The organism is Methylobacterium sp. 275MFSha3.1 (assembly GCF_900108435.1).
In the GTDB taxonomy this organism is placed as follows: Bacteria; Pseudomonadota; Alphaproteobacteria; order Rhizobiales; family Beijerinckiaceae; genus Methylobacterium.
Map to the genome: position 1 here is coordinate 161,041 of NZ_FNWP01000006.1, position 19,142 is coordinate 180,182.

Here is a 19,142-nt window from a genome sequence, read left to right on the forward strand (position 1 = left end):
TCCGGACCGAAGCGGGATGGCTGGCTGCGCCGGCTGATCGCTCGCGAGACATCAGGTGTACCACGGCGCTTCTCGCTGTTCCACGCGAGGCATCGGGGCGTTCCCGTCCGTCAAAAGGGCGAAGCTCGGCCGTCGCTCCCGTGCCGTGGCGGCGGTGGGCGACGGATGGCGGCCTCGGCGGAATCGACTTGCCCGGCGAGCGTGGAGAGCTCTTTCCTGAAGGAGGCGGGTCCCCGGCGCGGACCGGAAGCGGTTCGAGCAGGGCATCGACCAGCCCGTCGCGCGCACCGTACGGAAGCGAGTCCGGTTCGGTCAGCCGGGCATACTACGCGCGCAGATTCAGCCGATAGCGATAGGCATCGCCTCGGAACAGGCCTTCCACGTACTCGATCATCACCGAGTCCTGATTGTAGCTGTGGCGCTTGATCAGCAGGCACGGGAGGGGCTGTTCGAAGGCGAAGATCTCGCACTCGTCAGCCGTCGGCATGGTCGCCTCCACCGTCTGCTCGCAGCGCACGAGGCGGCCGCCCGGGTGCCCGCTCAGGAAGGCGTAGACGGAACCGGAGAGGTCGCCGGTCTCGAGGGCGGGCACGGCGCGGATGTTGTACCAGGCGACCTCGCGCGACATCGGCACGCCGTCGCCGGAGCGAACGCGCGTCAGACGCAGGAACGGGGCCGTCGAGGGCAGGCCGAAGATCGATGCGATCGAGCGGTCCTCGGTGACCGCCCGATCGAGGATGCGCGAGGATGGGATCTTCCCCAGCTCCCGCATCTCCTCCGTGAAGCCCTTGAGCCGGTCCATACCCGGGCGCACGGGTTCGGGGGGACGGCGCACGAGGAAGCCGCAGCGCCCGCGCGGGACGAGCAGCTCGTTGTCGCTGAGTTCGGCATAGGCGCGTTGGACCGTCACGCGGCTGACCCCGAGGCTGTCGGCGAGCTGGCGCTCGGCCGGCAAGGTGACGCCCGGCGGCAGCGAGCCCGACAGGATCAGTTCGCGTAGCTGACCCTCGATCTGCCGGTACAGCGGCATCGCCGTGTCGGCGCGCAGGCGGAGGAGAGAGAGCACGGAGGGACGCTCGCCCTCCGCGAGGTCCGCCTCGACATCACCCTTGATCGTCCGATTTTTGGGGCGCACGTCCGATCGGCCTCCGGTACAGCTATTCGCAGTGTACAGGTTCGGAGCGCTCCATGCGCCTGTTCGTCGTCGGAAGCTTCGTGATCGCCTGCTCGGTCAAGGTCGCGCGGCTGCCGCAGGCGGGCGAGTCCCTCGATGGCTTGGCCTTCCTCGCCGAGCCTGGCGGCAAGGGCTTCAACCTCGCGCTCGCCGCGCACCAGCTCGGCGTCGGGGTGGACGGACTCTTCGCCGTCGGCATGGACGTGTTCTCCCCTATGGTCCGCGCCACCTTCGCGCGGGTCGGATTCGCCGAGGACATGCTGGTGCCGCATGCCGGCTCGACAGGCGCCGGCGTCGCGTTCGTCGACGCGGCCGGCGAGAACTGTCTCGCGGTCTGCCTCGGGGCCAACCTCGCCCTCGGTGCGGAGGACGTCCGAGCCGTCGCCGCCCGCCTCGAGCGAGCGGACCTCGTGGCGGCGACGTTCGAATCGCCGGACGCCTCGATCCAAGCGGCGTTCGCGCTCGCTCGGCAGGCGGGCATCCCCACGCTGCTGAATCCCTCCCCGATGCGCCCCATCGACCCGGCGATCCTGGCCGATACCGCGATCCTCGTCGTCAACGCGGTCGAGGCCGCCGACCTCGGCCTCGGGACTCCCGACGCCATCGCGGACGCCACGGAAGCGACGCCGGGGATCGCCGCCCTGCTCTCCGGAGGCCTCGGACTGCTGATCGTGACACTGGGAGAGCGCGGCGCGGTGGCGTTCCGCCCGGGACTGCCCCCCCTCCGCCAGCCGGCCTTCGCGGTCGCGGCGGTCGACACGGTCGGCGCGGGGGACGCGTTCACGGCCGGGCTGATCGCGGGCCTGCTCGCGGGAGAGCCCCTCGACGCGATCCTGCGGCAGGCCGCGGCCTGCGGTGCGCTCACCACCTGCCGGTTCGGGGCTTTCGAGGCCTTTCCGACCGCGCAGGTGCTGGCCGCCTTCCTCCGCGACGCCGATATGTGAGTCACGCCGCGCCCAGGCGCTTCGTCGTCTGCCCGCTGAAGAGCGCGAGCGACGTGACGATGCTCAGCAAATCGGCCTGCCGCTTCGTTCCGGTCTTGTTGAAGATCGAGTTGAGCTGGGTGCGGACGGTGCTTGTCTGGACGCCGACGCTCTCGGCGTAGCTCTGCAGACGCAAGCCTCCGGCGAGCGCCTGGAGCAACCGCGCCTCCGCCGGGGTCAGGTCGAACAGCATGTTCAGCAGGCCGTCGTCCGGAACCGCCCGCGCGCCGACATGCACGAGAACGAGGAGCACCGCCGAGGCACCGAAGACGTCGCCGGGGCGCTGCTTCAGGCGCATGACATGAGCGATCTGAGGACGGTGATCAGAGTAGCTGCGCACCGGCATGGTCTGCGCCGGGCGCCGGCCGCCAACGACGTTGCCGATCGCGTCCTGCAGCAGCTTGCTGTTGATCAGGCTCTTGAAGAGCTGGCCGCCGTGCTGGCCGGGGGGCAGGACCTCCTCCCGCTCCTGCAGCCGGGCATTCATGGTCAGCACCCGACCCGAGGCCGACAGAACGGCGGCGGGGAGTCCGATCTGGCTGAGCGTCGCGGTCGTGACGCGGCCGCGCTCGCAGCTGAACTGCGCGCTGAGCTCGCAGGCGCGCACGAGGTGTGGTCGCAAGGCGTCCAGTCCGGGCAGGACGGAGGCCTCATGGGGGCCGGTTTGAGCCCGCCGTTCGGCGGTGACGATCGCGATGTCGCCTGTCGAAAGGGGAATCGTTGTGCCCACCTGCCAGAACGGCCTGTCGCCTTCGCGGGGCCAGCCTTCGTAGGAGGCCGGCACGAGGTCGACGTCGCGCGTGAAGCCCGCCTGGGCGTCGGTGCGCCACGGCGCCATCCGACCGCTGCTGCGCCCCGCGCCGGTCTGGTGACCGAGGCGCTGCTCCAGGGCCGGTGAGGCGATCCAGCGGGAGGTCCCGACGGGCGGGAGCACCGTGAGCACAGCGCCGTCCGAGTTCGCCATATCGCCGATGGACTGGAGGACGTCGGGCCAGAGTTCCGGCGTGCCCGCAGCCTCGTAGATCCGGTCGATAAGCGCTTCCCGCATTGGCACGTCCCGCGACGATTCTTCTGACCGCGGTAATACCAATATCAGTCCAAAACGGACATTTGCATCCTTCAAACAGAGGATGCCGTCCGGCAGGGACGGTGCGCCGAGGGCCGTTTCGACGGACTTGCCGCCCCCCGGCCCCGGACACGCGGCGTCGACACGGCCGCCCGGACCGCCGGTGCGGCGGTGTAAGTGCCTGGCGCCAGAGTGCTTTGTCGCCCGACCGGGACGCCGGCGAGGAGCGCGGCGCGGCGCTGGCAGCGCCATCCGCCGAACAGAGGATGCCAGGGTTCCGGCCCTCCCTAGTGTGTCGACGCGAGGGAGGAATAGCCATGAAAACAGTCGTCGCCACCGCCGTGGTCGTCTTGTTCTGCGTCGGCGCCCGCGCCGACGAGCTGAACGACATGCCGGCCATCGCGTGTGCCCAAGCGTCGTCCGCCGTGGAGCGCGATCACATCGGGTGCCCGGGCACCGACAGGGCGGCCGCGGGGTCCCGGGCGGCCGCCTCGCCCCTCGACCGCGCGGAAGACGACTGACCGGATTCCCGGTGCCATGAGCGTCGTCGCCACGGCACTGCTCACCGGTGCGAGTCTCGGTCTGTCCATCGCCGCGCCGATCGGGCCGACGAGCTTGCTGTGCGTTCAGCGAACGCTGTCAGGCGGCCTGTCGACCGGCCTCGCCACCGGGCTCGGTGTCGCCACCGTGCACCTGACATACGGGGGTCTCGTCATGCGCTGGGGCGCGGAGCTCGCCGCGGTGTGGTCGAACGGCGCCGTTCTCTCCTTGATCTCGGGGGCTGTGCTTCTCGCCCTCGCGGTCCGGGTGCTTCGCAGCGTCTCGGTGCTGCAGGAGGGCCGCGCGTGCCGCGACACCCTGGCGGTGAGCTACGGCAGCGCGGTCGTGCTGGCCCTGACGAATCCGGTCACCCCCGTGCTGTTCCTGGCCGCGATGCCGGCCTTCCTCGAGCGCGGGACCGCACCGTTCCCGGTCCTGGCGGCCGGTGTCTTCGTCGGCTCGTTCGGCTGGTGGGTGGTGCTCAACACCGCGGTGTCCCTGTTCCGGCGCTGCGTGACCAGCCAGGTCCTGAATCGGATGAACAAGGCCGCGGGCCTTCTCCTCGCCCTCCTGGCGCTGAGCTTGCTCGTTCGGGGAATCGACGGTGGCACGGCGGCCCGTTCGAGCAGCGCGGGCGTGAGCGGGGTGTCGGGCGCGGGCACCCGAGCGCCGAGCCGGCTCTGAGCCGCCGCGCAGCGCGGGACGCGATCTCGCCCCGGCTCGCAGCGCGGTCGACAGCGTGGCCGCCCCCGGCCGTGCCGGCGGTGATACCGCGGACCGGATCCGGAGAGCCGCGCCCGTCAGGAGCGTCGGAGGCGTACGGTGGGCGCGGGCCGCGTCACTGCCTGCCAGGCACGGTGCCGTGGACGGCGTTGCGCCAAGCCTCCGCGCCGCCGGCTTGGTGCCAGAGCCACGCCGTTGCCGCCACCCAGGGGCCACCAATCAGGATGAAGGCGATCAGACCCATGTCGTCCCTCCTCGGCTAGGGAACGCCAGCCTACGCCAAATCGACGCGAACGTCAGGTGAACCTGTCCCGGCCGCGCGCGCGCCGGGGCCGCTCGGCGTCTCGGCACGTCAGCCGACGGGGCCGGCATCGAGCGACACGCGGAAGCGCATCCGCACCACGCCCGTGTCGTCGCGGACCGCCGCGATGTAATCCTGGCGCCCGGGCCGGTCGGAGAGCCCCTGCGCGATCCGCGTCATGATCTTCACGGCCTGCGACCGGGCGGCTTCGAGACCGGGCAGGTCGTAGCCGTCCTTGTCGCGGACGAGCTCGGTTCCGTCGTGCAGGTCGATGAAGAAGCGGGGCATGGGCGGCTCGGCGGGGGGATCCGTCCGCTACGCTAAGCAGTTTCCGCACCGGCCCGCGTACCCCTTTTCGGCAGGTCGCCGTCGCGGCGCTCCCGTGATCGCGCCGGGACCGTCGACGGCTCGGGACGGGCCGGGCGACGGCCCTAGCGGTAGTCGCCCGGGGTCAGACCGTGCCGGGCCATCTTGTCGTAGAGGGTCTTGCGCGGCAGGCCGAGGGCTTCCGCGGCGGCGCGGACATCGCCGCCGGCCATGATCAGCTCGTCGCGGATCAGCTGCCGCTCGAAGCGATCGACCTGGTCGGTGAGGCTGGCGGCGGCCCTCTCGGCCGCGGGCTGCGCCGCCGCCGCGAGGCCCAGCGCGCAGCGCTCGGCGAAATGGCCGAGCTCGCGGACGTTGCCGGGCCAGGCGTGGCGGCGCAGGTGCTCGCGGATCGCCGGCGTGACGGGCGGCACCGGGCGCCCGAACTTCTCCGCGGCCCGGCGCAGGAAGTGCTGGAACAGCAGCAGCACGTCCTCCCCGCGGTCGCGCAAGGGCGGGATCGCGATCGTGATGACGTTGAGCCGGTGATAGAGGTCGTCGCGGAAGGTGCCCTGCGCGGCCGCCTGCCCGAGATCGACCTTCGTGGCGGCGACCACGCGCATGTCGACCGGGCGCACCTCGTTGGTGCCGAGCGGTTCCACGGTGCGCTCCTGGAGCACGCGGAGGAGCTTGACCTGCAGCGGCAGCGGCATGCTCTCGATCTCGTCGAGGAAGAGCGTGCCGCCCTGCGCGTGCTCGATGCGGCCGACCCGGCGCTTGAGGGCTCCGGTGAAGGCGCCGGCCTCGTGCCCGAACAGCTCGCTCTCGACGACGCTGTCGGGCAGCGCCCCGCAATTCATGGCCACGAGGTTTCGCTCCGCGCGGCGGCTCCACCGGTGCAGGGCGCCGGCCACGACCTCCTTGCCGGACCCGGTCTCGCCGAAAACCAGCACGTCGACGTCGGCCTGCGCCACCTCGCGCACCAGGGCGCGCAGGCCCACGATCTCCGGGGAGGTCCCGAGGAAAGCCGGATCCTCCTCGATCGCCGCGTCGAGCCGGGCCCGCAGCGCCCGGTTCTCGATCACGAGCCGCCGCCGCTCCAGCGCCCGGCGCACGGACACGACGAGCGCCTCGGCGGGATAGGGCTTGGCCAGGAAGTCGTAGGCCCCGTCCTGCATGGCGGCCACCGCCATGCGGATGTCCCCGTGGCCGGTGATCAGGATGACCGGCAGGTCGGGGTCGACCCGGCGCAGCCGCGTCAGGAGGGCGACTCCGTCGAGCCCCGGCAGCCGCACGTCGGTGACCACCACGCCGGGCGGCGCGGCCAGGATCGCCGCGAGCGCCGGCTCGGCGGCCGCGAAGGCCTCGACGGCGAAACCCTCGAGCTCCAGGCTCTGGCCGTTGGCCCGGCGCACCTCGGCCTCGTCGTCGATGAAGACGACGCGCTCGGTCCCCGCCTGCGCGTCCGCCGGTCCGCTCACGGTGTCGCTCCCACGGGCTTGCCCACGTTCGGGACCGCGTCCGCCGCCCGGATCATCTCCATCCGGAAGACCGTCCCGGCGCCGTCGCCGCCGGCCAAGATCAGGTTCCCGCCGCAATCCTCCACGATCCCGCGGGATATGGCGAGGCCCAGGCCGAGGCCGTCCGCCTTGGTCGTGAAGAAGGCGTCGAAGATCTGGCCGCGCACCTCCGCGGGGATCCCGGGCCCGGTATCGGCCACCTCGATCGCGACGCGCTCGTCCCCCTCGACGAGGTGCAGGCTGACGCGGGCCTCTTCGCGACCCGCCACGGCGTCGACGGCGTTCTGCAGCAGGTTGACCAGGACCTGCTCCAGCCGCGGGCCGTCCCCGAGGACGCGCAGATCCGGGGCGGGCCGGTCCGCCTCCAGCGGGACGTGCAGCGCGGCGGCGCGCGCCGCCACGAGCTCCAGCGCGTTCGCCACCACCTCACGCAGGGAAACCGGTTCCCGCCGCGGCGAGGCGCGGCGGGCGAAGCCCTTGAGTTGCCGGGTGAGTCCGGCGATGCGGTCGGTGAGCCGCCCGATGGCGGCGGCATTCTCGGCCGCGTCATCGCCCCGGCCACGGCGGATCAGGATCGCGGCATTGTCCGCGTAGGAGCGGATCGCCGCCAGCGGCTGGTTGATCTCGTGGGCCATGCTGGCCGCGAACTGGCCCAGCGCCGCGAGCCGGCCGGCCTGCGCCAGTTCGCGGCCGAGGCGCTCGCGCTCGGCCTCGGCGCGCTGCCGCTCCGCGATCTCGGCGCGCAGCTGGGCATTGGTCTCCCGCAGCGCCCGCGTCCGCGCCTCGACGCTCGATTCCAGCTCCGCCCGGCGCGCCGCGGCCTCGGCGAGCCGCGCCCGGGTCCGGCGGCCGCGATCGGTGAGCGCGAAGATCCCGTATCCGGCGAATGCCGTGACGAGGGCCGCGATGATCCAGGCCTGCAGGCGTTCCCGCTCGACGGCGGTGCCGAGCGGCGTCAGCGTCCGCAGCTGCCAGTCCGTGCCCGGTACGGGCGCCTGCGACAGGATCGCGCTCCAGGCCGGCAGCGACCCGCGCCCGACCCGCACCACGTCCGGCTCGCCCGCGACCGGATGGAGCGGCAGGCGCTCCAGGCGGGCGTTGCCGAATTCCTGTCCCGCCTCGATCCGGGCGCGCTCGGCCGCGTCGACGGCGCTGAGCGTGTCGAAGCGCCAGCCCGGCTCGCTTGTGACGAGGACGATGCCACGGGCGTCGGTGACGAAGGTGACCTCGCGGGCGGCCCGCCACGCCGACTCGACGGCGTCGAACTCGACCTTCACCACGACGACGCCGCTCCCGGCCCCGATCCGGCGCGCGAGGTACAGGCCCGGCCGGCCGCTGACCGTCCCGAGGGCGAACTGGGAGCCGGCGCCGCCGGCCAGGGCCTGCTTGAAATACGGGCGGAACCCGTAGTCCCGGCCGACGAAGCTGCGATCCTCGCCCGCGTTGCTCGCCGCGACCGTGAGTCCGTCGGCGCGGATGATGTAGATGACCGCCGAACCCGTGGCGGCGGCGACCTGGGCGAGCCGCCGGTCGACACGGTCCAGGAGGTCGCGCCCGGGATCGGGACCGACCGCGGCGGCGACCTCGGGGTCGGCCGCGAGCGCCAGCGGCAGGGACGCCTGCTTCTGCATCTCCGCGAGCAGGACGCCGACCTGAAGACCGATCGCCGAACGGGCGCCGCGCCGCAGGTCCGAGAGGGCCCAGCGCTCCGCGGCGCGCCCGGCGAGCCAAGCCGTCACGAGGATCGCGCAGAGCCCGACCACGACGGCGACACCCCGGCGCGAAGGCGGGCGGTGACCGGAGGGCGGGTGCCCGCTCACCGACGGCGGGCCAGTGCGGAGATCCGGACCGTTCCGACCGGCGACGTGCGGGAATCCGCAAGACCACCCGCGGCCCTGCCGGGAGTCTGCTTGAAAAAAGCTATCTCCAGCAAGTGGTTAAAGAAATGTAGCGGCCGTCGGTCAATTGGCATGCCGGTTGCCATTCTCGTCACGAAACGCAGCCATGTCGTCAGAGAACGGCTGCGCGCCGGAAGGCCAACAGCAAGCGCGGACACCGCCGGGACACCCCGACGCGAGCCGCCCCGCCCGAAACCCGAGACAGGGAGAACGCCCGATGGCTGCCGTACCGTCACCACTCACCGCCCCGCATCCGCCCGCCAAATCGAAGCCGCTGTACCGGACACTGTACTTCCAGGTCTTGGTCGCCGTCGCGATCGGCATCCTGCTCGGCCATTTCTACCCGCAGCTCGGCGCCGAGTTGAAGCCGCTGGGCGACGCCTTCATCAAGCTCGTCAAGATGATCATCGCGCCGGTGATCTTCCTGACCGTCGTCTCCGGCATCGCCGGGATGACCAACCTCGAGAAGGTCGGTCGGGTCGGCGGCAAGGCGCTGATCTACTTCCTGACGTTCTCGACGCTGGCGCTGATCGTCGGCCTCATCGTCGCCAACGTGCTCCAGCCGGGCAACGGCCTGCACATCGATCCGAAGTCGCTCGATCCGAAGGCGGTCGCCACCTACGCCGGCAAGGCGAAGGAGCAGAGCATCGTCGACTTCCTAATGAACATCATTCCCACGACGGCGGTCGGCGCGTTCGCGGGCGGTGAGATCCTGCAGGTGCTGTTCTTCTCGGTGCTGTTCGGCTTCGGTCTCGCCTTCCTGGGCGACCGCGGCAAGCCGGTACTCGACATCATCAAGGTCCTGTCCGAGGCGATCTTCGGCGTCGTCAACATCATCATGAAGGTCGCCCCGATCGGCGCCTTCGGCGCGATGGCGTTCACGATCGGCAAGTACGGGATCAGCTCGCTGGCCAACCTCGCCTACCTCGTCGGCGCCTTCTACCTGACGTCGGCGATCTTCGTGCTGGTCGTGCTCGGGGCGGTCGCCCGCTACAACGGCTTCTCGATCATCAAGCTCATCCGTTACATCAAGGAAGAGCTGCTCCTCGTGCTCGGCACGTCGTCCTCCGAGTCGGCACTGCCCTCGCTGCTGGAGAAGATGGAGCGGGCCGGCTGCTCGAAGCCGGTCGTCGGCCTCGTGGTGCCCACGGGCTACTCGTTCAACCTCGACGGCACCAACATCTACATGACCATGGCGGCGCTGTTCATCGCGCAGGCGACCGACACGCCGCTGAGCTACGGTGAGCAGGCGCTGCTGCTGCTCGTCGCCATGCTGTCGTCCAAGGGTGCCGCCGGCGTCACCGGCTCGGGCTTCATCACCCTGGCGGCGACGCTCGCCGTGGTGCCCTCCGTGCCGGTGGTCGGCATGGCGCTGATCCTCGGCGTCGACCGCTTCATGTCGGAGTGCCGCGCGCTGACCAACTTCATCGGCAACGCGGTGGCCTGCATCGTGGTGGCGCGCTGGGAGAACGAGGTCGACGAGGCCAAGCTCGCCGCGGCCCTGTCCGGCCAGACCATGGCGCCGCTTCCCCCCGCGCCGGCTCTCCAGCCGGCCGAGTGAGCCCGCGGCGTCGCGGGCCGCGCACGGCGCAGCGCGCGACGCCGTGACGGTGGAAAACGCACGCCGCGCCGCGGATCCCTCCGCGGCGCGGCTCTCGCATGCCGAAGGAACACGGCCGAAGGAACGCGACGGAGCCGCGGCCCGACGCCGCCGAACGCTGTCAGGCCGCGTCGAGGGTGTGGGGCGCGAAGGCGGCGACGACCGGCCGGAACGCGCCGACGATCGCGGGGTCGAGCCGCCCCGCCATGCCCTCCAGGATCGCGTAGGCCGCCTCGCTCGCCATGGGCCGCTTGTAGGGCCGCTGCTCGATCAGGGCCGCGTGGATGTCGCAGACGGTGACGAGGCGGACGAGGTCGGGGATCTCCTCCCCCTTGAGCCGGTCCGGATAGCCCGACCCGTCGAGCATCTCGTGGTGCGACCGGACGACGTGCAGCATCTGCTGCTCGAAGCCCTGATCGACGAGCATGCTGTAGCCCTTCTCCGGATGCAGCCGCATGACGGCCAGCTCGGCGTCGTCGAGCCGGCCCGGCTTGTTGAGGATGGCGGCCGGGATGTGGATCTTGCCGACGTCGTGCAGCAGGGCCGCCTTGGTCAGGCGGTGGCGCTCCTGCTCGCCGAGGCCGAGGCTCGCCGCGAAGGCCGCCGCCAGACCGGCGACCAGCAGGCAGTGCTGGTGCGTGGCGTCGTCGAACTGGCGGACCGCCCGGACCCAGTCGCGGATCCCGGTGTCCCGGATCGCGAGGTCGATGGCCTGGGTTCCGTTGTCGATGACGCCGGGCGTGATCGGCTGGTCGGGCACGAACACCGAGGCATAGAATCCGCGCACCGCCGCGGCCGTCCGCACGGCGCAGGCCGGCAGGGGCTCGTCCGCGAAGGTCGCGAGGCGCGCGGCCGCGCGCGGCGCCCCCAGCGTTTCCCGCAGGCGATCCGTGTCGAAGGGCGCGCACAGCGTGTGGGTCGCGCCGAGGGCGACGCCGAGCAGCCGGGTTCGCGGGCTGTCGGTGTGGAGCAGAACGGTCAGCGGAGCGCCGTGCCGGACCTCCGCGAGACGGCGGCGGAGACGCTCGACGGAGCTCGCGCCCAGATCGTGCACGTCGGTGACGATCGCGGTCGCGCCGCCGAGGGGCAATTCCGCGGCGCGCAGATCGTGGAGCTCACAGGACAGGCCATCGGACAGGTCCTGGGCCAGGCCCTGGCTGCGTGCGGGATCGTCCGTGATGAGGAGTATCCGGCCCATCGGCACGCCTTCCGGACCGCGCCTTACGGGAACATCGCGTCGACCGTGTCCTGCGATACCGAGGCGTCGCCGGGCAGGACGGGGCCGTTGAGCAGGGCCGCCTCCTCGCTGCGCGTGTCGGCCGTCGGATTCGGCCGCGACGGCGGGTCGCCGGGACCGGACCAGACGCGCAGCATCTCGCCGATCCGCTCCTCGACGAGGACGATCGTGCGCACGACCTTCGAGATCCGCTGGCCGGTAAGGTCCTGGAAATTGCAGGATTCGAAGATCGTCTGCATCTCGATCTGGATGGCCTGGGCGTCGGCCCGGTTGGCGTCCTCGCCCGACCGTCTCACGATGCCGCGCGCGAGCGTATCCACCTTCTCCGAAGCCGTCAGGATCGCGTTGGTGGCGTCCTCGGTGCCCTGCACCACGGCGAGGAGCTCGTCCCGCGCGCGGCTCGTCTCCTGTTCCTGCCGGAGGTCGGCGATCTCCTGGCGCGTGCGCGCGATCGCGTCGGAGATCGACAGGAGCTGGGTCCGGAGGAGCCCAACACCCTCTTCGATGGAGGCAACGTCCGGCAGAGCGCGGGCCATGATCGGGGATCGCCATGCGGTTTATATTGGCCGGTGAAACTATCGGCGACCTCTTAAGCCGCGCTTAATGGCACTTATCTCGACGCGATTCTGTGCCGCTCCGGCCGATCGTGACTGTGCAATGTCCTATTTCCACGTCATCCACACGTCAAAGCACGCCGAACGTGCGCTGAACCCGCGCCTCGTCTTGTCGACCGCTTCGCGCGACGTCGACGCGACGATTTCCGCCTGGCCGAAGAGTGCGATCTCGCCGCGTTACCGATGAGGGCTGGAACAGCGGCGCCCTCAACTGTTGGTTGATGCTAACGAACTATTCCGGCGCCCGCTCGGTAGCACATGTGCGTGAACGGCTCGACTTTGAGCAGTGATGCGCGGAGAAAAGTAAGCTTTTGATGCTCTCTCGAGCTCGGTGGTTCCGATTTCGAGTTGGGATGTGAGCAGGGCAATCCGAGCGGCGTCGCGCTTGCTCGACCTCCGGGAACGGGCCGCGCGCTTCGCGCGAGCGCGCGGGGGCGCGACGGCCGTGGAGTTCGCCCTGGTGGCCCTGCCGTTCTTCGCGCTTGTCGGGGCCTGCCTCGAGAACGGGATCGTGTTCTGGGAGCAGGAGATCCTCCAGCAGGCGGTGTCCGACGCCAGTCGGCAGATCTACACGGGCACGTTCCAGACGACGAACGCCGGCACAACCGACCCCGCGACGTTGATGAGCCGCTTCCGGACGGCGATCTGCACGCAGCCGAACGGCACGCCCCGGGTCACGATCTTCACCTGCGCCAACGTCCGGGTCAGCGTGATGAAGGTGGCCGATTACGGGTCCGCCACCCCGGTCTCGCCGGTCGCGACCAACGCCAGCGGTGCGAGCGACTGGAACCCGAACTTCGCCAGCTACGCCTGCGCCGGGAACTCAGCCATCGTGATCGTGCAGGCCGCGGTCGACATCCCGGTCTTCTTCCCGCTGCTCGGTGCCGCCGTGCCCAACCTGCCGAACAAGCGGCGGGTGCTGCAGGCCGCGACGGTGTTCAAGGTGGAACCCTACACCGCACCGTCGGGGTGCTCGTGATGGGCGGCCTGCCGATCGGCCTGAGCCGCTTCCGCCGCGATGAGCGCGGGATCGCCGCCGTCGAGTTCGCGCTCGTCCTGCCCCTGCTGATCGTCCTGTATTTCGGGACCGCCGAGCTGACGCGCGTCGTCGACGCGACCCGGAAGCTGACCCTGTTCGCGCGCACGCTGGGCGATCTGTCCGGACGGGTGGACAACGCTCTGGCGACCCAGAACGGGATGGCTCTGGCGACGCAGGACGGGATGACGAAGATCACCAGCGCAGCGACCGCGATCCTGCGCCCGCTGGACGCGTCCGGCCTGCAGATCGTGGTCAACGCGATGGGCGTGGAAACGGTCAACGGGTCGCTCAAGGGCTTCGTCTGCTCCAGCTGGCCGCAGAACGCCACGAAGCGCCCGGCCAACCAGGCCAACGGGAGCAACGGACTCCCCGCCACGCCGGCCGCCTATCAGTTCGACGGGGCCCGCTACATCCTGGCGGAAGTCACGATGCCCTACACCCCGATCATCGGGAGTGCCCTGTACCGCTGGATCTTCGGCGGCCGCGGATTGACCTTCACGCGGCAGATCCCGTGGTCCGAGCGCACCCCCAGCGAGATCGTCATGCCGGGCGGCACCGCCTGCCCGGTCTACAACTAATGGTCGAGGGAAGGCCCGTGTCGGTGTTCCGCATCCGGTTGAACCGCGCTCTCAGGCTGGCCGTCACGGCGTTTCCGCGGGCGCGCTCCGGTCAGGTCGCGCTGACGTTCGCGCTGGTCACGCTGCCGGTCATGTTCGCCACGGCGGCGGCGATCGATTACGGGCGCCGCAACGCCGCGAAGACCCAGCTCGACACCGCCCTCGACGGCGCCGTGCTCGCGGTGATGTCGCAGAAGACCAACACGATCCCGGCGACGACCTTGCAGAACATGGAGACGCAGTTCCGCGCCGAGGCCGCCAAGGTTCCGGGCGTCACGGTGACCTCGTTCGTCCCCGGCGCGCCGGTGAACAGCGCGAAGACGCTGAGCCTCACCGCCACCTACACGGCGACGGTCAAGACCAGCCTGGCATCGATGATGCAGATCCCGGCCATGCCCATCAGCGGCACGTCCTCGGCGACCCGCAACACCTCGCAGTACATCAACTACTACCTGCTGCTCGACAACTCGCCGTCGATGGGGCTCGCGGCGACCGATGCCGACGTGAGCAACATGAAGCGCGCGACCAACGGGTGCGCGTTCGCCTGCCACCAGCACACCTTCGACAACAAGGGCAACATCATCGGCGACGATCAGAACGACTTCTACCATGTGGCGTCGCGGAACAACATCAAGCTCCGCATCCAGGTTCTGAGGGACGCGGTCTCGGCGCTCGTCGATCAGGCGAATGTCAGCATGTTGCTGCCGCAACAGTTCCAGATGGAGATGTGGACCTTCAACGATTCGGTGACGCAGACGCGGCTGCAGGCGATGACGCCGACCTTAAACAATATCAAGATCGCGACCCCGAATATCGATATCGCCTACGCCTACTACAATCAGTCCGACAATCAGACCGATTTCGAGCGGGCCATCGCGAAGATGAACGCGACGATCCCGGCCAGCGGCGACGGGCTGACGCCGGACAAGCCGATCCGGTTCCTGTTCATGGTCACCGACGGCGTCGAGGACACCGGCGGCAGCGTCACCAACCAGAGCGCGGGTTTCCAGATCCAGAGCAACCGCTTCATCGGGCCGCTGAGTCCCTCGACCTGCACGAATCTCAAGAACAAGAACGTCAAGATCGGGATCATCTACACGCAGTACCTGCCGATCTACGACAACGATTTCTACAACAGCTACGTCAGGCCGTACGAGTCGAAGATCGGGCCGGCCCTGCAGGCCTGCGCGTCCGACGGCATGTATTTTCCGGTGACCACGAACGGCGACATCACCGCCGCCATGCTGAAGCTTTTCAGCACCACGCTCGCGAGCGTGCGCCTGAGCAACTGACGCGCCGCGCCCCGCTCACGTCGTCGCCGGTGATCCGAGGACGTTGACCCACAGGACGGTGGTCTGGCTGCGCGGGTCGGGATTGCTGAAGCGGTGCGGCCGCCGGCTCTCGAAGCGGAAGCTGTCGCCCTCCGCGAGCTGGAGCGTCCGCGCCTCGACGATCAGGGTGAGGCGCCCCGCGAGGACGAGGCCGGCTTCCTCGCCGTCGTGGCTGAACGGCTCGTCGCCGGTGCTCGCGCCGGGCTTCAGCACCATGTGGAACAGGCTCATCCCCTGCGTGCCCCCTGGCGGGGTCAGGAGCTGCTTGGTGATGCCGGCCCGCCAGAGCTGAAGTTCCGGCCGGTCCTTCCGGAACACGACGATGGGATCCGGGTCGGGCGCGTCCGGCCCCGCTTCGAACAAGCCGCCGATCCCGATCTGCAGCGTGTCGGCGAGCAGCGCCAGGACCCGCAGGGACGGCGACGACAGGCCCCGCTCGACCTGGCTGATGAAGCCGATCGACAGGCCCGTGGTGGACGCCACCGCCTCCAGCGAGAGTCCGCGCGCGCGACGCAGGCCGCGCAGGCGCTGACCCACAGCCCGGTCGACCGGTTCCGGACCCGTTGCCTCGCCTCGGGGGATGCTCACCGTCACGCCAGCCTGCCTCTCGTGTGCTTCTTCATGCACGTGAAAGTCGCTTGCGTCGATACCGAAAACGTGCGGTATTCTTCACGAGAATGAAATCGGGCCCGGCTTCCGCCGCGTGACCCGGGCACTGCACGGGAGCGGCACCATGGGAAGACGGTTGGCCAAGCTGTGTCTGTCGTCGGCGCTGCTCCTCGGCGTCCTCGGCGCCCCCGTCGGCGCGCAGTCCCTGAAGGTGGGATCGACGCCCACCGGCCTGCCCTTCACCTTCCTCGATACCAAGACGAACAGCATTCAAGGCGTGATGGTCGACCTCGTCAACGCGGTCAGCAAGGAGGCGGGTTTCACGGTCGCGGTCGAGCCGCTGCAATTCTCGACGCTGATCCCGGCGCTCACCGCCTCGAAGATCGATATCATCGCGGCGGCGATGTTCATCACGCCGCAGCGCAAGGAGGTCGTGTCGTTCTCGGCGCCCGTCTACAGCTACGGCGAGGGGCTGATCGTCCCGAAGACCGACACGAAGGACTACACGTCCTTCGCCGACCTGAAGGGCGAGACGGTAGGCGCCCAGGTCGGCACCGCCTTCGTCGAGCCGCTGAAGAAGTCGGGCCTCTTCAACGAGGTGAAGATCTACGACGCGATCCCCGACATCATCCGGGACGTCAATTCCGGGCGGCTGAAGGCCGGCTTCGCCGACGCGCCGATCCTCGCCTACTACGTCAAGCAGGGCCTGTTTCCCGGCGTCCGCCTCGTCGAGACCTTCAAGCCGACCGTCGTCGCCTCGGTCGGCCTCAGCGTCCGCAAGACCGACACCGAGCTCCTGGCCAAGATCGACAAGGCGCTCGCCAAGCTGAAGGCCGACGGGACGCTCCAGGCGATCCTGACCAAGTGGGGTCTGCCGCCGTCGGCCGACCGGTCCTGACCTTCATGCGCGAGTTCCTCGCCGACGCCCAGGACTACCTGCCGATCCTGCTGCAGGGCGTGCAGCTCACGATCCTGATCACGATCGCGTCCCTGGTGGTCTCGACGCTGCTCGGGCTGGTCTGGGCGGTGATGCGGGTCTCCGGCATCGCGATCCTGTCGGGCTTCAGCGCGGTGATGATCAACATCCTGCGCGGCATCCCGATCATCGTGCAGCTGTTCTACATCTACTTCGTGATGCCCGATTTCGGCCTGTCGCTCACCGCGGTCCAGGCGGCGATCATCGGGCTCGGCATCGCGTACTCGGCCTATCAGGCCGAGAACTTCCGCGCCGGCATCGAGGCGGTGGATCGCGGGCAGGTCGAGGCGGCGCTGTCGATCGGCATGGGCTGGGGCATGACCATGCGGCGGGTGATCCTGCCGCAGGCGATCCGGATCGCGCTGCCGCCCTACGGCAACATCATGATCATGATGCTCAAGGACTCGTCGCAGGCCTCGACCATCACGGTCGCCGAGCTGGCGCTCCAGGGAAAGCTGATCGCCTCGTCGACCTTCAAGAACACCAGCGTCTACACGCTGGTGGCGCTGATGTACCTCGCGCTGAGCCTGCCGCTGATCCTGCTGGTCCGCCACTTCGAGGCGAAGGGACGGCATCGATGATCGTGCTGGAGGACGTCCGCAAGCATTACGGCGCGCTGGAGGTGATCAAGGGCGTCTCGGCCGAGGTCACCAAGGGCGAGGTCGTCTGCATCATCGGGCCCTCGGGATCCGGCAAGTCGACCCTCCTGCGCTGCATCAACGGGCTCGAGGCCTACGACGGCGGCGAGATCCGCGTCGACGGGCAGCGGGTCGACCGGGACAAGCGCGGCATCAAGGCGATCCGCACGCGGGTCTCCATGGTCTTCCAGCGCTTCAACCTGTTCGCCAACCGGACGGCACTCGAGAACGTCGTCGAGGGGCCGATCCACGTGAAGGGCGAGCCCCGGGGCGAGGCCGAGGAACGGGCGCGCGCCCTGCTCGCCCGGGTCGGGCTCTCGGGCAAGGAGCACGCCCGGCCGAACGAGCTCTCCGGCGGGCAGCAGCAGCGCGTCGCGATCGCCCGGGCGCTCGCCATGCGGCCGGAGGCGATCCTGTTCGACGAGCCGACCTCGGCCCTCGATCCCGAGCTCGTCGGCGACGTGCTGAAGGTCATGCGCGCCCTCGCCGACGAGGGTATGACGATGCTCGTGGTCACCCACGAGATCGGCTTCGCCCGCGAGGTCGCCGACCGGGTCCTCTTCCTCGACGGCGGCCGACTCGTCGAGCAGGGGCCGGCCGCCGAGGTCCTCAACCGGCCGCAGAATCCGCGTACCCGGGACTTCCTGCAGCGCGTGCTGCACCCGCTCTAGGACACGCCGTGGCCGAACCGTTCCCGCTCGCACCCTCGCTCTGGGCCACGACGGCGGCGCCCGCGCCGGACACGCCGCCGCTGGCCCGATCCGGCCTGGCCGAGGTGGTGATCGTCGGCGGCGGGTTCTGCGGCCTGTCCACCGCCCTGCATCTCGCCGAGCGCGGCATCCGACCCGTCGTGCTCGAGGCGCAGGAGGTCGGCTACGGCGGGTCCGGTCGCAACGGCGGCCAGGTCATCCCGGGCCTGAAATACGATCCCGCCGACCTCGTGGCGCGGTTCGGTCGGGAGCGCGGCGAGCGGCTCGCGCGCTTCGCCGGCGGGACCGCCGACGTCGTGTTCGACCTCATCGCCCGGCACGGGATGGACGTGCCGCATTCCCGCGCCGGCTGGATCCAGGGCGCCCACACCGAGGCCGGGCTCGCCGAGGTCGCCAAGCGGGCGGCCCAGTGGGCGGATCTCGGTGCGCCCACCCGCGTCCTCGACAGGGCCGAGACCGAGCAGCTGCTGGGGACCGACCGCTATCTCGGCGGCTGGCTCGACGGCCGCGGCGGGGCGATCCAGCCCCTGAGCTACGCCCGCGGCCTCGCCCGGGCCGCCCAGAAGGCCGGCGCCACGATCCACGGCGGATCGCCGGTCACCGGCCTCGAACGGACCGGATCGGGCTGGACGGTCACCACGGCCCAGGGCGAGCGGGTGACGACCGGCCGGGTCGTGCTGTGCACCAACGGCTACACGGGCGGCCTGTGGCCGAACCTCGCGCGGACGGTGATCGCGGCGAACTCGTTCCAGGTCGCCACAGTGCCGCTGACCGACAACCTGCGGCGCTCGATCCTGCCCGAAGGCCACGTCTCCTCGGACACGCGCAAGCTCCTGCTCTACTTCCGCCTCGACCATACCGGACGCCTCCTGATGGGCGGCCGCGGTCCGTTCCGGGAGCCGCGCGACCCCGCCGACTGGGCCCATCTCGAGCGGATCGTCGGCAAGCTCTTCCCCCAGCTCGACGGGATCGCCTTCGACCATCGCTGGTGCGGCCGCGTCGCGATCACCCGGGACTACCTGCCCCATCTCCACGAGCCGGCGCCCGGGCTCCTCATCGATATCGGCTGCCAGGGCCGGGGCGTCGGCCTCCAGTCGGCGATGGGCCGGGCGATGGCCGCCTACATCGCGACCGGAGATGCCGGCAACCTGCCCCTGCCGCTGACGCCGATCGAGCCGCTGCCGCTCCACGGGCTGAACCGGCTGTACGTCTCGGCGATCATCGCCTGGTACCGCCTGCGCGACGGCGGCATCCGCTGAT

Annotated in this window: 20 protein-coding genes; 11 read left to right on the top strand and 9 right to left on the bottom strand. The window is 70.2% G+C overall.

Features of this window, described 5'->3' with window-relative positions:
* Positions 1–325 precede the first annotated feature (325 nt).
* On the bottom strand, positions 326–1,135 hold the full coding sequence (locus tag BLW78_RS08770) for a GntR family transcriptional regulator (protein WP_020091746.1): 810 nt from the start codon (positions 1,133–1,135) through the stop codon (positions 326–328).
* Between the two features lie 53 nt (positions 1,136–1,188).
* Between BLW78_RS08770 and BLW78_RS08775 the strand changes: the two genes are divergently transcribed.
* A complete protein-coding gene (locus tag BLW78_RS08775; RefSeq protein WP_091678623.1) occupies positions 1,189–2,118 on the top strand; it encodes a PfkB family carbohydrate kinase in 930 nt (309 codons plus the stop codon).
* Between the two features lies 1 nt (position 2,119).
* On the opposite strand, the gene BLW78_RS08780 is transcribed toward BLW78_RS08775, so the two are convergent.
* Positions 2,120–3,280 (bottom strand): helix-turn-helix transcriptional regulator, encoded by a 1,161-nt coding sequence (locus BLW78_RS08780; protein WP_139307690.1) that lies wholly within the window; start codon positions 3,278–3,280, stop codon positions 2,120–2,122.
* 260 nt (positions 3,281–3,540) lie between these two features.
* Here BLW78_RS08780 and BLW78_RS08785 point away from each other — a divergent pair, with 260 nt between their 5' ends.
* Entirely contained in the window at positions 3,541–3,744 is a 204-nt protein-coding gene (locus BLW78_RS08785) for a hypothetical protein (RefSeq protein WP_091678628.1), read from the top strand.
* 16 nt (positions 3,745–3,760) lie between these two features.
* A complete protein-coding gene (locus BLW78_RS08790; RefSeq protein ID WP_091678631.1) occupies positions 3,761–4,447 on the top strand; it encodes a LysE family translocator in 687 nt (228 codons plus the stop codon).
* 154 nt (positions 4,448–4,601) lie between these two features.
* On the opposite strand, the gene BLW78_RS32010 is transcribed toward BLW78_RS08790, so the two are convergent.
* From BLW78_RS32010 to BLW78_RS08805, 4 genes are all read right to left on the bottom strand, one after another.
* The gene (locus BLW78_RS32010) at positions 4,602–4,730 is read right to left on the bottom strand and encodes a hypothetical protein (protein WP_020091741.1); all 129 of its coding nucleotides are present in this window, start codon (positions 4,728–4,730) and stop codon (positions 4,602–4,604) included.
* Between the two features lie 108 nt (positions 4,731–4,838).
* Positions 4,839–5,075 carry a DUF6894 family protein gene (locus BLW78_RS08795; protein ID WP_020091740.1) on the bottom strand — a complete coding sequence of 79 codons (237 nt, stop codon included), beginning with the start codon at positions 5,073–5,075 and terminating at the stop codon, positions 4,839–4,841.
* 143 nt (positions 5,076–5,218) lie between these two features.
* Positions 5,219–6,574, bottom strand: a complete 1,356-nt coding sequence (locus BLW78_RS08800) for a sigma-54-dependent transcriptional regulator (RefSeq protein WP_091678634.1) — start codon at positions 6,572–6,574, stop codon at positions 5,219–5,221.
* Positions 6,571–8,376 carry a sensor histidine kinase gene (locus tag BLW78_RS08805; protein ID WP_244526860.1) on the bottom strand — a complete coding sequence of 602 codons (1,806 nt, stop codon included), beginning with the start codon at positions 8,374–8,376 and terminating at the stop codon, positions 6,571–6,573. The genes BLW78_RS08800 and BLW78_RS08805 overlap by 4 nt, the downstream gene beginning before the upstream one ends.
* 352 nt (positions 8,377–8,728) lie before the next feature.
* Here BLW78_RS08805 and BLW78_RS08810 point away from each other — a divergent pair, with 352 nt between their 5' ends.
* Positions 8,729–10,072, top strand: a complete 1,344-nt coding sequence (locus BLW78_RS08810) for a dicarboxylate/amino acid:cation symporter (RefSeq protein WP_091678645.1) — start codon at positions 8,729–8,731, stop codon at positions 10,070–10,072.
* A 160-nt stretch (positions 10,073–10,232) separates the two neighbouring features.
* Here BLW78_RS08810 and BLW78_RS08815 read toward each other — a convergent pair whose 3' ends face one another.
* Both BLW78_RS08815 and BLW78_RS08820 read right to left on the bottom strand, forming a co-directional pair.
* Positions 10,233–11,309 carry an HD-GYP domain-containing protein gene (locus BLW78_RS08815; RefSeq protein WP_091678648.1) on the bottom strand — a complete coding sequence of 359 codons (1,077 nt, stop codon included), beginning with the start codon at positions 11,307–11,309 and terminating at the stop codon, positions 10,233–10,235.
* Positions 11,310–11,332: 23 nt separating this feature from the next.
* Complete coding sequence (locus BLW78_RS08820) at positions 11,333–11,884, bottom strand: protein phosphatase CheZ (protein ID WP_091678650.1); 552 nt, start codon at positions 11,882–11,884, stop codon at positions 11,333–11,335.
* 463 nt (positions 11,885–12,347) lie between these two features.
* On the opposite strand from BLW78_RS08820, the gene BLW78_RS08825 reads away from it, so the two are divergent.
* From BLW78_RS08825 to BLW78_RS08835, 3 genes are read left to right on the top strand one after another with little or no spacing between them, the layout of a single operon-like run.
* Positions 12,348–12,941: a TadE/TadG family type IV pilus assembly protein gene (locus tag BLW78_RS08825; RefSeq protein ID WP_091678653.1), complete on the top strand. Its 594-nt coding sequence runs from the start codon at positions 12,348–12,350 to the stop codon at positions 12,939–12,941.
* Positions 12,941–13,579, top strand: coding sequence for a TadE/TadG family type IV pilus assembly protein (locus tag BLW78_RS08830; protein ID WP_056522208.1), 639 nt, complete (start codon positions 12,941–12,943; stop codon positions 13,577–13,579). Before BLW78_RS08825 ends, BLW78_RS08830 begins: the two co-directional genes overlap by 1 nt.
* 17 nt (positions 13,580–13,596) lie before the next feature.
* Positions 13,597–14,910 carry a TadE/TadG family type IV pilus assembly protein gene (locus tag BLW78_RS08835; RefSeq protein WP_091678656.1) on the top strand — a complete coding sequence of 438 codons (1,314 nt, stop codon included), beginning with the start codon at positions 13,597–13,599 and terminating at the stop codon, positions 14,908–14,910.
* A 15-nt stretch (positions 14,911–14,925) separates the two neighbouring features.
* Here the strand turns inward: BLW78_RS08835 and BLW78_RS08840 are convergent, their stop codons facing one another.
* Complete coding sequence (locus tag BLW78_RS08840) at positions 14,926–15,537, bottom strand: helix-turn-helix domain-containing protein (protein ID WP_244526861.1); 612 nt, start codon at positions 15,535–15,537, stop codon at positions 14,926–14,928.
* A 145-nt stretch (positions 15,538–15,682) separates the two neighbouring features.
* Between BLW78_RS08840 and BLW78_RS08845 the strand changes: the two genes are divergently transcribed.
* Genes BLW78_RS08845 through BLW78_RS08860 form a run of 4 tightly spaced genes read left to right on the top strand, consistent with a single transcriptional unit; the run spans position 15,683 to position 19,141 of the window.
* Complete coding sequence (locus tag BLW78_RS08845) at positions 15,683–16,456, top strand: ABC transporter substrate-binding protein (RefSeq protein WP_244526862.1); 774 nt, start codon at positions 15,683–15,685, stop codon at positions 16,454–16,456.
* 5 nt (positions 16,457–16,461) lie between these two features.
* Positions 16,462–17,115 (top strand): amino acid ABC transporter permease, encoded by a 654-nt coding sequence (locus tag BLW78_RS08850; RefSeq protein ID WP_012317380.1) that lies wholly within the window; start codon positions 16,462–16,464, stop codon positions 17,113–17,115.
* Positions 17,112–17,843, top strand: coding sequence for an amino acid ABC transporter ATP-binding protein (locus BLW78_RS08855; RefSeq protein ID WP_020091727.1), 732 nt, complete (start codon positions 17,112–17,114; stop codon positions 17,841–17,843). The genes BLW78_RS08850 and BLW78_RS08855 overlap by 4 nt, the downstream gene beginning before the upstream one ends.
* Positions 17,844–17,851: 8 nt before the next feature.
* Positions 17,852–19,141 (top strand): NAD(P)/FAD-dependent oxidoreductase, encoded by a 1,290-nt coding sequence (locus BLW78_RS08860; protein WP_091678664.1) that lies wholly within the window; start codon positions 17,852–17,854, stop codon positions 19,139–19,141.
* Position 19,142 lies beyond the last annotated feature (1 nt).